Here is a 13,066-nt window from a genome sequence, read left to right on the forward strand (position 1 = left end):
ACAGCGATGACTATCGATCTCGATACCGTCAATCAGCATTATCCGCTGCCGAACAGTGAGAACCCGACGGCCTATGACGTCGAGCGGATCATTTCCGCTCTCAACCTGATCGATACCGATGTCGCCCAGCTGTTCGCGCTCGTTCTCCTGAAGGCGAGCCTGAATTCTCCCTCACTGACCGGTGTGCCGACTGCACCGACCCAGCCGGCCGGAACGAACAATAACTCGATCGCAACGACGGGCCATGTACAACTGGCCCTCAATGCATTCCTCACGGACGCGGCCGGTGCACTGGAGACGATCAATGCGCTGGAGGCGGCGCTGGGCGATGCTGATCTGGCGACGGCGCTCCTCGACGAGCTCGCCCTGAAGGCCCCGCTTGCCTCGCCGGCGCTGACGGGCATACCGACCGCGCCGACCGCAGGATCCGAAGATAACAGCACGCAGATCGCGACAACCGCCTTTGTGCAGGCGGTGAAGGAACTTATCCAGGGAGCAGTTCCGCCCGGTTTGAACACACTTGCGAAGATCGCCTTGGCGATCGGAAATGATGCCTCCTACTCGACGACGATTTCTAATGCGCTTGCGACGAAAGCCCCGCTTGCGAGCCCTGCACTGACCGGAACGCCGACGGCGCCGACGGCAGCGCTCGGTGATGTAACAACAAAGATCTCTACCACTGCCTTCGTTCAGGCTGCAATCGATGACCTCAGCACGGATATCGCCACGCTTCTACTTGCCAAGGCGCCGCTCGCGAGCCCTGCACTGACCGGAACGCCGACGGCGCCGACGCCGGCCGCCGGGAACAACACGGCACAAATCGCGACGTCCGCCTTCGTACAGGCGGCGATCAGTGCGCTCAACGCTGCTCTGACGTCGTCACTCGCGGGGAAGGTGGCAAAGTCCGGCGACACGATGACGGGGAATCTCACTGTCCAGAAAGGCGGTCCCGTAATATCCGTCAACCGTACGGATGATACTGGTGCCAATTCCTATGGGTTCATCGGGGAGGACGGGTACGCTGACTGGTACTGGATGAACCCAGGGAGTACGGACACATCATTTCCTAACGGCATGGTGCTCGCCAGGCGCAATGCTGTGGGTTCGCATGTAGACCGCCCGTTTGCTGTAGATTATGGCACCGGCGAGGTCCAACTGGGAACGTCGTCGCAGTTCGCAACTGCCCTCGGCGGCTTCAAGTGGAAGGTCGCTATTGCTACAGCGGCAGCTACCGATTTGAATACCCTGGTTGAGGGCGGCGTCTACCGCGTTGAGAACCCGACGAATGCACCGTACACATTCGGGGCCGCAAACCATGCTTATGTCGAGGTGATTGCGTACTCATCCGCCTACTCTATCCAGAGACTGATGCTTGTGCTTGGCGGCACTGCCCGCCCTGCTGTGTGGCTGCGCAAGATGGTCGCAAGTACGTGGGGGGATTGGGCACCCGAAGGCGGCTTCATCACTCCAGCGCACTTCGGCGCTATTCCGTCCGTGCGTCCGGCCTTGGCTACTAATGACGATAGCTTCAGGCTCCAGCAGTGGTGGTCGAGCCCGTATCCGAAAAAGCTTGATGGGTGGTATCGGGCCAACGCAACGACTATTACCCGCACGCTCACTGCATCGGACAGCGGCTTCTATCTTGAGGGTTGCGGGGCCCAGGGCGGTCTTCGCCTTGATGGTGGCGCGAGGTTCGAGGTCGTCGGTGCAGACCTCTCCAACCCATACGGCTTGAAGTTCGATACTGTCACAATCAAGGACTTGTCCTTCCTCGTCAACAGTACGGTGACGGTGGCCCTCAGTATCGCGTTCGCAGCGGGTGACAGCGGCTCGCCGCTTCCGAGCCTGCATATGAGCAACGTGCATTTCGTACCGTCAGGCAGCACGGTTGGGCCGACTGATGCCATGCTGCTGCTGCGCAACGTCCGAGAAGGCCATATCGAGAATGTGTCCGGTGAAGGCAAGTACGGCGCTTTTACCGGCGACTTCATTCGATGTGAGGCAGACGCATCGTCAACGCCTGTCGAGATGACCTTCGTGAACGTGCGGGGTTGCCACTTCAGCCGCGGTTTCGTCATCGTCAGGGCCTCTGGTGCGGTGGCAAACGACGACATCCAGGGACATCATTGGACCCATTGCACACTTCTTGCGGTAGATCGCGGCTGGGAGATCGACGGCGGAGCGGAGGGTTTCGGTGAGTGGTTTACGATTACACACTGCCACGCCTACTTCCGGGAGATCGCCGTCTACGGGATCAGCGCCGGAAACATGAAGGTCACCAGCAATTACTTCCTTGCCTATGGCTCTCTCTCTCCAGTCCAGGGGGTCGCAATCACCGGGACGTCCATAGTCTCGGTCTGCTCCATCAAGGACAATACGATCAAAATGGATGTCGCCAGCGGCGGGACGAAATACTCGCTCAATATTCCGACCATGTCCGGTGCTCGTGGCGGGAACATCGTAATCGGGGCGGCCACTCTGGCCGCTCCCAACGTCACCTTGAATGGAGGCGTCTGACAGGCGTCAGGGCTTGACCCCGAATGCCTTCACGTGGGCAAAGGACGGATATTCCCGGTTCCACGTTTCGAGGATTTCCGGCGGTACGACACTTTCCGGCGGAACGATCATGCACCTCAAGCCGTAATCAGAGGATGCCACAGAGAGGCCGGCATCCTCGAAGATGAGGCGCAGAGCTTCCTTCGAAAACCGGAAGAAGTCGCTCGGGTGCCCATGGAGCGGATAGCATTGATGGGTCACAATGAAAAAGCAGCCTCCGGGAGCGAGGATGCGAGCGACCTCCTTTGCGGCAATCCACGGTCGCTCCAGGTGCTCAAATACTGCGTCGGCGATGAAGCACTCAAACCGACCGGACCATTCTGACGGGAGAGCATGGATGTCTCCGATGACGTCAACATCAAGCCCATCCCGGATGTCGAGGCGAAGATAATCGGCGTCCGGAACCCATGGGAAGGAGTCTCGCCGGTGCGTCTTTCGAGACGGGTCGGTGCGTCGCGTTCCTACTTCGAGGACCGCCTTCGGCCTATGGGTCGCGATGTGCCGGCGAAAATGACCGGCGACGTCTGTCTCCGGTTCGAATGGATCAGGCCGCAGTGGCTTCTGTATAACGATCTGCTTTTCTTTTCGTGCTGATTTCCAAAGCATGAAGCCCCTCCTGGTCACCGAGTGAGAATACACACGGACGAGATGATCGTCATCCTGCGATAGTTGTTTGCACAGCGTTTCGACCGTTCGTTGCGGACGGCTCAATCCCTCACCGACCCGCCATTCGAGGCGGTTTTTTTGTTGCCCCGACGCCCTTGGGCAAGGCCACCTTCATCCATGAGGACTGACCCATGACCGAACCGATTTTCGGCATCACGATCGCGCGCGATGCCAACGAGGCCGCGACGCCCTCGAAGGCCCAGATGAGCGTGATCGGCATCTGCATGCCGATCACCAAGGCGACCGCGGCGCTCGATGCCGACTTCACAGCGGCGTTTCCGCTCGACAAGCTGGTGCGGATGAACTCCAACGACGCCGCGCTGCTCGCGCTCTGCGACCCGGACGGTGCCTTCATCGACGCCGTGCAGGGCATCAATGCGCAGCTCGGCTCCTACCAGATGGCGGCCGAACTGGTGGTGAAGCGCGTTGCCGAGGGCCTCGACGCGGACGAGACGATGGCGAACATCGTCGGCAGTTCGGCGACGGGCACGGGCATCCACGCCTTCCTCAATGCCGGCGCCGAGGTGGGTGTCTATCCGCGGATCATCATCTGCCCCGGCCATACCTCGGCGCAGGATACGCCGGCGACCGCCAATCCCGTCGCGGCGGCACTTCCCGCCGTCTGCGAGCAGATCCTCGCCGTCGCGATCGTCGACGGTCCGTCGACGCTTGCAGGCTTCACCGACTGGGTGGAGACGCTCTCCTCGAAGCGGCTGATCCCGGTAGCGGGCGGCGTCTACGCGGAAAACAGCGCCGGGGCTGCGGTGCTGCGCGCGGCCTCGCCGCGCATTGCCGGCGTCGCCGTTCGCCGCGACTACGAGAACGGCGGATCGCCCTTCCGCAGCTGGGCCAATCAGGCGATCTACGGCATCACCGCGCCGGAACGGAAGCTGCGCTTCTCGCTGACCGACGGTACGACCGAGGGCCAGCAAATCCTCGCCGCCAAAGGCGGGATCATCGTGCGCGGCGAATCGGGCGACGACTTCGCGATCGCCGACGGCGGCTTCGTCTATATCGGCACGGACAACCTCTCGGCCGAGACGATCTGGGACCAGTATCACAAGGTGCGTGGCCGCGACTTCATCGAGCTCACGGTGCTCAGGACGATCCGCCAGTATCTCGGGCGGTTCAACCTCACCACCCAGACCATCCAGAGCGTGGTCAACACGATCGCCGCGATCTGCGACCAGCGGCAGTCGGCGGGCGACATTCTCGGCTCTCGCAGCCGCTTCGACCCCGACAAGAACAACCCGGCCGATCTCCGCGCGGGGCATATCTACGTCGACCTGCAGTTCGAAGAGGCGCCGGTGTTCAGGCGGCTCTCGGTCACCTCGCGGCCCTATGCGGCTGCGCTGACGGCGACGATCAACGAGATCATCGCCCGCCAGGACATTCTCTAACGGCCGGTCAGAAAAGGACGATTTGTCATGGCAGAGAAACTCATCCTGCTCGAGCAGGCGAACATCTTCCTCGGCGACGCCAACCCCGAGGACAGCAACCACATCAAGCTCTCCTCCGTCGCCCTGCCGGCGCTCGAGCGGATCACCGCGAGCCATCTCGGCGGCGGTGCGGTCGCGGAGGTCAACTGGAGCATGAATGCATTCCGGGCGCTGGAGCCGAGCTTCAAGCTCGCCGGCTATGCAAAATCCTCGTACCAGCAGATCGCAACGGGCTCGATGGAGCGCTACACGATCTACGGCGCGCTGCGGAACAAGGAGACCGGCAAGGTGCTGCAGGCAAAATCCGTGGTGCGCGGCATCATCGGACGGCTTGCGCCGGATGCCTTCGACCGGGCCTCGGCCTTCGGCCATGATCACGGCGTGACCGAGGTGACGCATTACGAACTGCATGTCGACGGCGAGGAGTGGTTCTATCTCGACTACTTCACGAGCGTCGTCCGGCAGTTCGGCAATGACCAGACGCAGGCGGCCCGCGTCGCGCTGGGGATCGAGTGATGGCGCCGCGCAAGCGTGACGATCCGCTGGGCGAGGCGCTGGCCGGCGGCAGCGCCGGCCGGGACGCCGCGGACGATGAGACCGGGGAAGCTCCCGCACTGAAGCCGGTGATGGTGGACCTCGACCAGTTCACCACCTCGCCAGCGGAGGCGGCTGCCTTTCGCGCCGCCGCCGCTCCTTCCGCCATCGCGGAGGAGGACGGGCCGAACGTCAGCTATACGCAAGAAGCTGGGACGCGCATCTACACGCTTCTTCACCCGCCGACCGTGAATGGCGTTCTTCTTCGGCAAGTCGAGATGCGCCAGCCCGAGCAGGGGGACATCGACGACTTCTTCTCCGGCGAACTCTCCGGAAACCGGGCGATGATCTGCCGGCTGACCAGCCTGCACCCGGCCGTGTTCCGGCGCCTCAAATGGCCGGACGCGGAGGCGATCCACCAGCTCTATCGCGACATCGTGCCGGGCTTCATAGCCGGCGAGGAGTAATCCATGTCCCGCCTTTCCGCCTCGCTGGTGGTCGATCTCGTCGACAAGACGGGGGCGAAGACCCAGACAATCATCGGCAACATGAACCGGCTGAAGCGCGCCGAGCGCGACTACATGCTGGCAGACCGGGGGCTCCGGCTCTCCAATCGCGACCGGGCGATGGAACGGCTGATGATGGAGCAGGAGGCGGCGGCCGAGGCGCGGCGCCAGCGCATGACGCTCCTGGCGAGCCGGGTCGGCACCGCCGTCGCGCTCGGCGGGATCGTGGCGGCGAAGGCCTACACGAATTTCGCGGACCTCGAGCGGCGGGTGAACCGCATCGTCATCAATGCCGACAAGGGGGCGGGTGCGATCGAGCCGACGATCAAGACGCTGCAGGGCATCGCGGAGGCGACGCGGACGAGCTTCGACGACGTGGTCGGCGGGCTGGAGGCGCTGGTCGCCTCCGGCCGCAGCCTCGACGAATCGCTTGCCTTCCTGCCGGTGGTAGCGGTGACCGCGCAGGCCTCGGGCGCGGCGATGAACGATGTCGCCCTCAGCGCCGATGCGCTGGCCGGGTCCCTGAAAATCAATGCCGAGGAGATGCAGCGGGCCTTCGACATTCTCGTCGCGGGCGGCAAGGCCGGAAAGTTCGAGCTCAAGGACATGGCGCAGTATCTTCCTTCGCTGCTGCCGGCGTTTTCGGCCATGGGGTACAAGGGAACCGAAGGGCTGCAGAAGATCGTCGCCATGCTGCAGGTCATGCGCAACCAGGCCGGCTCCTCGAGCGAGGCCGCGACCTATCTCGGCAATGTGCTCAACAAGGTCTATTCCGAGGAGACGGCGAAGAAGTTCAAGGACATGGGCGTCGACCTGCCGCGGGCGCTGGAAAAGGCGAAGAAGGAAGGGAGAGACGTTCTCGACGTCTTCCTCGACATGACGACAATCGCGACGAAGGGCGACCTTTCCAAGCTGCCGAAGCTCTTCACTGACGCCGAATACCAGAAGGGGGTTCGGGCGCTGATCACGCAGCGGACGGAATTCGAGGCGCTGGTGAAGAGCTTCGCTTCGGTGGACGGGACGGCACTCAAGGACTTCAACCAGATTGCCGAAGACTCCGCGTCGAAGATCCAGAAGATGACCAATATGTGGGACCAGCTGATGACGCGGCTCGGTTCCGGCGTTGCGTCCGTCGCCAATCCGGCTCTCGAAAGCTTGACGCAGACGATCGACGAGGCCGAGGCGCGTGCCATCGCGCTCAAGGGCATGGATGGCGAGCAGCGCGCCTGGCAGAAGGGCGACTTCTTCCGGGACTATCGAAAACTCTTCCCCGGTGCTTCGAGCCGCGAGGTCAACATTGCCTACAATGATGCGCTGGTGAAGGTCGGCCGGGGGACGGCGGCAAGCCCGTTCGACGGGCTGAAGTCCGAGGCCGGGCGGCGGGCGGGCGGCGCGCTCGCCGGACGCTATCCGTCACGCGGTTCCTATGGGCCCGGCTTCGTGCCGGAAGGGCTCGGCGCCGATCCGGCGACCGGGGCCATTCCCGTTCCCTTCGGGCGGCCGGGACCCGCGCCGGCCGGCGACCGGTCGATCACCGGGCAGTATCCTTCGCGCGGGGTCTACGATCCGGCGGCCGTCGAGGCGGCAAAGGCGAGTGCGCCCGACCCGGCGCTCGACGGCTTCCTGAAGTTCCATGGTCTGGTCGAGGCCGGCGCGGACGCTTCCGACAAGATCGCCGAAGGCGGCGGACGGGCGGGCGAGAAGGCGGCGCAGACGATGCAAGCCTCGGCCGGGCCGATCGGCACGGCGATCGCCCAGAGCTTCCTCGCCAAGGTGCAGGGATCGCTCGGCGCGATCCTCGCCAATGCCGGCGGCGGGCGGCCGACGGGACAGGTCGTGAAGGAACAGATCAACGGACAGTTCGTGGACCCCTGACATGCTCATGCAGATCGGCCCTGTGGCCTTCGACCTCCGCTTCAACCTCGACGGGCTGACGCGGGAGACGCTTCGCGACTATGCCGAAAAGCCGGTGGTGGGCGCCATGCCGCCGCTGGAAGACATGGGCGACGGGGTGGAGCGCATGGCGCTGGCCGGTCGGCTGGTGCCGCAGAAGCTAGGCCGGCTCTCCTCGCTCGACGTGTTGCGGAACGCGCAGGCGAGCGGTCTGCCGCAGCTGCTGGTGCGCGGCGACGGGCGCGTGTTCGGCTGGTACGTGATCGTGCGGATCAGCGACGGCCACAGCTACCTCGACGCGCGCGGCGTCGGCCAGATGGTGGACATGACCATCGACCTCGCCAAGGCCGCCCAGCCGGGCGCCGAGGGCTATTTCTCCGCACTCTGGAGCATTCTTTCATGAGCGAGACCGAGACGATCACCGTTGGCCGCGAGGGCCTGACGCTTTCCGGCCTGCTGGCGCGACACTACCGCGCCGTTATCCCTGGCGCCTGCGAAAAGGTGTGGGCGCTCAACCAGGACCTCGCGAAGCTCGGCGCCGAGCTTCCGGTCGGTACCGTCGTCACGGTTCCGGTCCGGTCGACCCTCGACGCGGGGCGTTCGGCGACGCCCGTGACCGGGCTCTTCGACTGATGGCCGGCATCATCGCGCGGCGCGCGCACTTTCTCGTTTCGGTCGACGGGCGGGCGGTGACGCGGAACTTCCTGCCGATCCTCCTTTCGGTGTCGATCACCAAGGGGACCGACCAGACCGCCGACAGCGTGCGCTTCGACCTCGACGATCGCGGCGGCACGCTGCGCTGGCCGGAGACAGGGACGCCCGTGCATGTCGAGCTCGGCCGGGAGGGCGGGGCGATCCGCACCTTCGACGGGGAGGTGGACACTCCGAGCTGGGCATTGAGCCGGACGGGCGGGGCGGTGCTTTCCGTTTCCGCGCGTTCCGTCTCGCTGCGCGGCAAGGCCAAGCAGCCGGCCGAGAAGCACTGGGAGAAGAAGCCGCTCTCCGCCATCCTCGAGGAGGCGGGGAAGGAGGCCGGTGTCACCATGTCCGTGCATGGCGATTTCGCCTCGGTCGTCCCGGACTGGGAGGCGATGGACGCGGAGAGCTTCATTTCTTTCGGCGAGCGGCTGGCGCGCGAGCACGGCGCGATCTTTCGTATCGAGGGGAGCCGCGGGGTGTTCGTTCCCTACGGCTCTTCCGTCTCCGGCGCGGGGCTCTCGACCATCACGGTGACGCGGGAGCGGCTGATCTCTGCTTCCGGCTTCTCTCCGGTGACCGATCGCCCGCGCATCAAGCAAAAGGTCGAAACCTATTACGACCTCGACGAGGCGAAGCGGCTCGCCGAGCGCTATGCGAGCGGCGACAGCGTGGAGGCCGACGACCAGACCGGGTTTTCCGCCGCCGACAAGGAGACGGCGAAGCGGCGGGCGAAAGCCGGATCGAAGAAGGCGAACCGCGACAAGGGCTCGGGCAGCGTCACGATCGACGGCGATGCGACGGGCCAGCCCGGCGGCAAGGCGATCCTCTCCGGCCTCCGGGCAGGGGTCGACGGGACCTATACCATCACTTCGGTGACGGACGAGCTTTCGCGCTCTTCCGGCTACACGACGGCGCTTTCGCTCGGCGAGCCCTCCGGTAGTGCCGGCATGGATGCGCGCTGACGGCGGCGCCGGCGGCCCCGCATCCGGGGACGTCTCTCTTTAACCAAAAGGACATCAATCATGGATCGCGCGATTTTCTTCGCGGCGCTGCGGCGTCGCGGATCGGGTGTCTTCGGCACATCGATCTCACAGCAGCAGGTAAACGGCATCACGGGAATTCTCGATGCCTTCGCAACGCACGGTGACGGCCGCGACAAGACGCTCGCCTATGCGCTGGCAACCGCTTACCACGAGACCGGCCGTCGCATGGTTCCGGTGCGCGAAGGCTTCGCCAAGGATGACGCAACTGCCCGCAGGATCGTCGCCAAGCGAGCCTATGGCAAGCCTGCCGGCAAATACAGGCATGTCTACTACGGGCGAGGTCAGGTCCAGATCACCTGGCTCGACAACTATGACGAATCGTCGGCGGACGCCGGATATGATCTCGTCGCCTATCCCGACAAGATGCTGGACCCCGTCATTTCGTCGCGCATCCTCGTCAAGGGCCTTTGCGACGGCCGCTGGAACAACAGCAAATGCCACAAGGGAAGGGGGATTGCCTTCTATCTCCCCGATAATGGCCCCGATGATCTCAAGAACGCGCGTCGAACGGTCAATATCACCGACAAGTGGCAGGAGATCGCCGGCTACTACAAGGCCTTTCTCGCCGCGATCCGGGAGGCCGGTGGCGTCAGCAGTCCGGCCGTGCCCTTCCCGAAACCTGCCATGCCGAAACCCGTCGCGCCCGCTCCCCTGCCTGTCCCGGCACCGCCGGCCCCGACCACGCCCGCCGTCATCGACCGGCAGGCCGGCAAGGCCGACTGGATCACCGCCCTCGTCAACGCCATCGCGGCACTCCTGAAAGGACCGAAGAAATGAAGAAGCTCTGGGAAAGTGTCATCCGGTTCCGCACCTGGATCGTCAACCTGGTCCTTGCGCTCGCCGTGATCCTGCCGGACCTCCTGAACTCGCCCGAGATCCTCGCCGTGGTGCCGGCGGAATATCAGCGCTGGATCGTCGCGCTCGCCTTCCTGATCAACATCTGGCTCCGTCCGCGGCCGGCCGTCATCAAGACCGACCTCGAGGCGAGCGTCAGCCGGAGCAGGCGGCGATGAGTGCGGTCATCGCGCTCATCCTCAATGCGCTGACCGGCGGGCTGCTGAAAGCCTGGCAGGCCAAGCTCTCGGCCGATAGCGACGAGAAGCGGGCGATCGCCGATGCGGCGATCGCCGACATCAAGGCGCAGAGCGAGGCGAAGCGCAATCAGGCTGACGTCATCAAGACAGGGATGGGCTATCCGGTCTTCTGGATTGCGTGGGCCATCGCCGCGATACCGACTGCCGCATGGCACGGATGGGGGATGCTCGATAGCCTGGTCTATGCCGGCACGGTCCTTCCTGATGTAGCGACCCTGCCGCCCCAGCTCAAAGAATATGCCGACAAGGTCTGGGACAGCATCTTCTATTCCGGTGCCGCCGTCGGCTCCGCGCACCTGATCGCCTCCGCCATCAGGGGACGTCGGTAGGCTTGGGCCGGGTGCCGTTCCAACATTCGGGATCATATCCGAGTTCGCACCTGTCCCGATAGACATTGTCCGCTCGCGGGCACCCTTCGGCGCGGGCGATCATGATCCTGAGTTCCGGCAGGCTGACGTCTCCGGCTCGCTCGATCATCGCCGCGGAATCGTATCGCCGTTCCAACCCGCAGCGCTGGCAAGAGACGACGACTTTACCTCCGGCAATATCCGACAGGTAGGGGGATGAGTATCGGCGGACCTTGGCCATGGCTAATCTCCGCGACCAGCCCCCTCGGTCGATTTCATTTATTTCTGGATTTTGCCGCTGACGTCTAAATGGCGTGCCGCGGCCGCGACGTCAACACCGACCACGGGGAGCCAGGATGCCCGAGAAATTCTCAACCCTCACCGAAATGCTCAACTCGTGGGTCGGCGGCGCCGGGACCACGATGATCGGCGCGCTGATCGGACGGCTCATGTGGCATACGAACGAGGTCAAGAAGGACAGGCGCAAATTCTTCGGGAAAGAACTGCTTTGGGAACTGCCGATCGCGATCGGAATGGCAATCATCGGCGAGGGCTTGTCTCGGTATCTCGGCCTTGCTCAGCCTGTCTCTACCGGCCTGATCGCGGCACTCGCCTACCTCGGCCCGCGTGGGGCCGAGGTTCTCCTCATGAAGTGGTCTCCCAGATGGGTGGGGAAGTGATCGTCAGAAACGACCGGCTGGAGCCGGGCCTCTACTGACAGCCCTTGCTCTTTCTTGCCGATTCTATCGCCTGGACCTTGCCCTTGGTCACGGCGACCTGCCCTTCCTTGTCGCCGCCAAAGGTGCTGGACATAGGAACGCCAATCAGGAACACGCCGAAAGCGTCGCCCGTCGCAGCATCGTTCTGGGCTTTTGAAACTGCCGCAAGGTTCTGCTGTTCCTTCACCTGTTCCTGGGCGAGTTGCTCGCATGAGAGGTTCGTGTAGGCCGACATCGGGATGTCGACGGGCACGATGGCATCCGGACGTTTCGCACAACCCGCCAGAGCGGCCGCAAAGGCCGCCAATATCGCTATCTTCTTCATGTATTTCCCCCAGTTGATTGGGCGAAGTTACGTTGCGGTATTTTCCGGCGCAACAGGGATAGGTTCGCCTGACAGAACATCTCTGGGGATATCTCAGAGATTGTGCCGGCCTCGCGGGAGCAATCGATCAGGGAATTCAAAGCGCCAGCCAGATGCTGATGCCAATGCCGACGAGCTGCGAAACCATCATCAGGATTATCAGCACGGCGAGCGCGTATCTCAGCATTGTGTTGGGCCTCTCGCGCCTTGAGCTCGAAACCTATCCGTTTTGAGACACCTTACTTACGGGAAAGATCGCGTGGCCGTCGCCTTGCCGAGTTCCTTGCCCTTGGCGTCCAGTGCCTTGATGGTGAATCGATACTTGTGCCTGGTAGGCGGGCACGGTCCCTTGTAGCGGAAGGCGCCGTAGGGGATCGCTGACTGTCCCGAGTATTCCACCTTGCCGCCGCCATGATTGTAACCGGGTGTGTCGAGATCGGTCATCTTGAAGCTCAGCTTCGCTGTCCCCTGCGGAACACCGGTCACCTTGAACGGCGGTGAGTTTGTATCGAAACACTTCTTCGTCTGACCCCAGTCGAAGCTGGCCGACATGCCGGCGGCGGCCGGCGATGCGATGGCAATCGTTGCGACAATCGAAATCCAGAAACGCATTGCTTTCCTCTCCAATATTCGGCGCTGCAGATTTGCCTGTTCCAGCGAGAGTTGCAATAGGTCCCCGGGCTGCCTACTCTTGCCCGCACCACGGTTGGCGCTTGCCTTCCCATGGGCGGGCGAGTTCTTCCTCGATGAGGATTTCCCCGACGTCTCGACCGTCGACGGTGAGGCGAGCCAGCGTCCGGCCGTAGCGATCCTTCATCCGGCCGTTGTCACTGCGAACGACGATCACCGGTCGGCCGGCGAGCAATGCGTCCAGCCGCCTCTTGGCCACCTCCGCCAGACGCCGCTCGGCATCGCAGGCGGCGTGCCGCAGTTCCGGGGCATCTATGTTGAAGATGCGGATCTTCTCTCCGTCGATGACGACCGTATCGCCGTCGACGACGTGGGTGGCGGAGAGCGCGGAGGATGCCGCCAGCGAGAGAGTGATTGCGATAAGCAACTTGCGCATGGCCGCTCCGATTCGATGACTCTCATGCATTTCAACTGAAGCACATGAACGAACTGCGAACAAACTGCACGCATTCTGCACGGGCATTCCGTGCAATTCGCGATATGTTCCGTTCAATCACGGCGTTTTGCGCAGCGACC

General features: G+C 63.5%; 17 protein-coding genes. 12 read left to right on the forward strand and 5 right to left on the reverse strand.

Annotated elements, in window-relative coordinates; genetic code table 11:
* Positions 1–6: 6 nt before the first annotated feature.
* Entirely contained in the window at positions 7–2,517 is a 2,511-nt protein-coding gene (locus EUU22_RS19140; protein ID WP_129333571.1) for a pyocin knob domain-containing protein, read from the forward strand.
* 6 nt (positions 2,518–2,523) lie between these two features.
* Here EUU22_RS19140 and EUU22_RS19145 read toward each other — a convergent pair whose 3' ends face one another.
* A complete protein-coding gene (locus tag EUU22_RS19145) occupies positions 2,524–3,267 on the reverse strand; it encodes a class I SAM-dependent methyltransferase (protein ID WP_245485134.1) in 744 nt (247 codons plus the stop codon).
* Positions 3,268–3,353: 86 nt separating this feature from the next.
* Here EUU22_RS19145 and EUU22_RS19150 point away from each other — a divergent pair, with 86 nt between their 5' ends.
* From EUU22_RS19150 to EUU22_RS19195, 10 genes are read left to right on the forward strand one after another with little or no spacing between them, the layout of a single operon-like run.
* Complete coding sequence (locus EUU22_RS19150; protein WP_129333572.1) at positions 3,354–4,622, forward strand: phage tail sheath protein; 1,269 nt, start codon at positions 3,354–3,356, stop codon at positions 4,620–4,622.
* Positions 4,623–4,649: 27 nt separating this feature from the next.
* Positions 4,650–5,177, forward strand: a complete 528-nt coding sequence (locus tag EUU22_RS19155) for a phage major tail tube protein (protein ID WP_129333573.1) — start codon at positions 4,650–4,652, stop codon at positions 5,175–5,177.
* Positions 5,177–5,662, forward strand: coding sequence for a phage tail assembly protein (locus EUU22_RS19160; RefSeq protein ID WP_129333574.1), 486 nt, complete (start codon positions 5,177–5,179; stop codon positions 5,660–5,662). Before EUU22_RS19155 ends, EUU22_RS19160 begins: the two co-directional genes overlap by 1 nt.
* Positions 5,663–5,665: 3 nt before the next feature.
* Positions 5,666–7,576, forward strand: a complete 1,911-nt coding sequence (locus EUU22_RS19165) for a phage tail tape measure protein (RefSeq protein WP_129333575.1) — start codon at positions 5,666–5,668, stop codon at positions 7,574–7,576.
* Positions 7,577–7,583: 7 nt separating this feature from the next.
* Positions 7,584–7,997, forward strand: a complete 414-nt coding sequence (locus EUU22_RS19170; protein ID WP_165351220.1) for a phage tail protein — start codon at positions 7,584–7,586, stop codon at positions 7,995–7,997.
* A complete protein-coding gene (locus tag EUU22_RS19175; protein WP_129333577.1) occupies positions 7,994–8,227 on the forward strand; it encodes a tail protein X in 234 nt (77 codons plus the stop codon). Before EUU22_RS19170 ends, EUU22_RS19175 begins: the two co-directional genes overlap by 4 nt.
* Positions 8,227–9,255 carry a phage late control D family protein gene (locus EUU22_RS19180; protein WP_129333578.1) on the forward strand — a complete coding sequence of 343 codons (1,029 nt, stop codon included), beginning with the start codon at positions 8,227–8,229 and terminating at the stop codon, positions 9,253–9,255. The genes EUU22_RS19175 and EUU22_RS19180 overlap by 1 nt, the downstream gene beginning before the upstream one ends.
* 60 nt (positions 9,256–9,315) lie before the next feature.
* Positions 9,316–10,113, forward strand: a complete 798-nt coding sequence (locus EUU22_RS19185) for a glycoside hydrolase family 19 protein (protein WP_129333579.1) — start codon at positions 9,316–9,318, stop codon at positions 10,111–10,113.
* Entirely contained in the window at positions 10,110–10,349 is a 240-nt protein-coding gene (locus tag EUU22_RS19190) for a hypothetical protein (protein WP_129333580.1), read from the forward strand. The genes EUU22_RS19185 and EUU22_RS19190 overlap by 4 nt, the downstream gene beginning before the upstream one ends.
* Positions 10,346–10,759, forward strand: coding sequence for a hypothetical protein (locus EUU22_RS19195; RefSeq protein WP_129333581.1), 414 nt, complete (start codon positions 10,346–10,348; stop codon positions 10,757–10,759). The genes EUU22_RS19190 and EUU22_RS19195 overlap by 4 nt, the downstream gene beginning before the upstream one ends.
* Here EUU22_RS19195 and EUU22_RS19200 read toward each other — a convergent pair.
* Positions 10,743–11,018 carry a hypothetical protein gene (locus tag EUU22_RS19200; RefSeq protein ID WP_129333582.1) on the reverse strand — a complete coding sequence of 92 codons (276 nt, stop codon included), beginning with the start codon at positions 11,016–11,018 and terminating at the stop codon, positions 10,743–10,745. The genes EUU22_RS19195 and EUU22_RS19200 overlap by 17 nt on opposite strands.
* Before the next feature lie 115 nt (positions 11,019–11,133).
* On the opposite strand from EUU22_RS19200, the gene EUU22_RS19205 reads away from it, so the two are divergent.
* Complete coding sequence (locus EUU22_RS19205; RefSeq protein WP_129333583.1) at positions 11,134–11,457, forward strand: phage holin family protein; 324 nt, start codon at positions 11,134–11,136, stop codon at positions 11,455–11,457.
* A gap of 31 nt (positions 11,458–11,488) precedes the next feature.
* Here the strand turns inward: EUU22_RS19205 and EUU22_RS19210 are convergent, their stop codons facing one another.
* From EUU22_RS19210 to EUU22_RS19220, 3 genes are all read right to left on the reverse strand, one after another.
* Positions 11,489–11,821, reverse strand: a complete 333-nt coding sequence (locus EUU22_RS19210; protein ID WP_129333584.1) for a hypothetical protein — start codon at positions 11,819–11,821, stop codon at positions 11,489–11,491.
* A 282-nt stretch (positions 11,822–12,103) separates the two neighbouring features.
* Positions 12,104–12,472, reverse strand: a complete 369-nt coding sequence (locus tag EUU22_RS19215) for a YbhB/YbcL family Raf kinase inhibitor-like protein (RefSeq protein WP_129333585.1) — start codon at positions 12,470–12,472, stop codon at positions 12,104–12,106.
* A gap of 73 nt (positions 12,473–12,545) precedes the next feature.
* Complete coding sequence (locus tag EUU22_RS19220; RefSeq protein WP_165351221.1) at positions 12,546–12,926, reverse strand: thermonuclease family protein; 381 nt, start codon at positions 12,924–12,926, stop codon at positions 12,546–12,548.
* Positions 12,927–13,066 lie beyond the last annotated feature (140 nt).

It is taken from the genome of Ciceribacter ferrooxidans, assembly GCF_004137355.1.
Taxonomy (GTDB): domain Bacteria; phylum Pseudomonadota; class Alphaproteobacteria; order Rhizobiales; family Rhizobiaceae; genus Allorhizobium; species Allorhizobium ferrooxidans.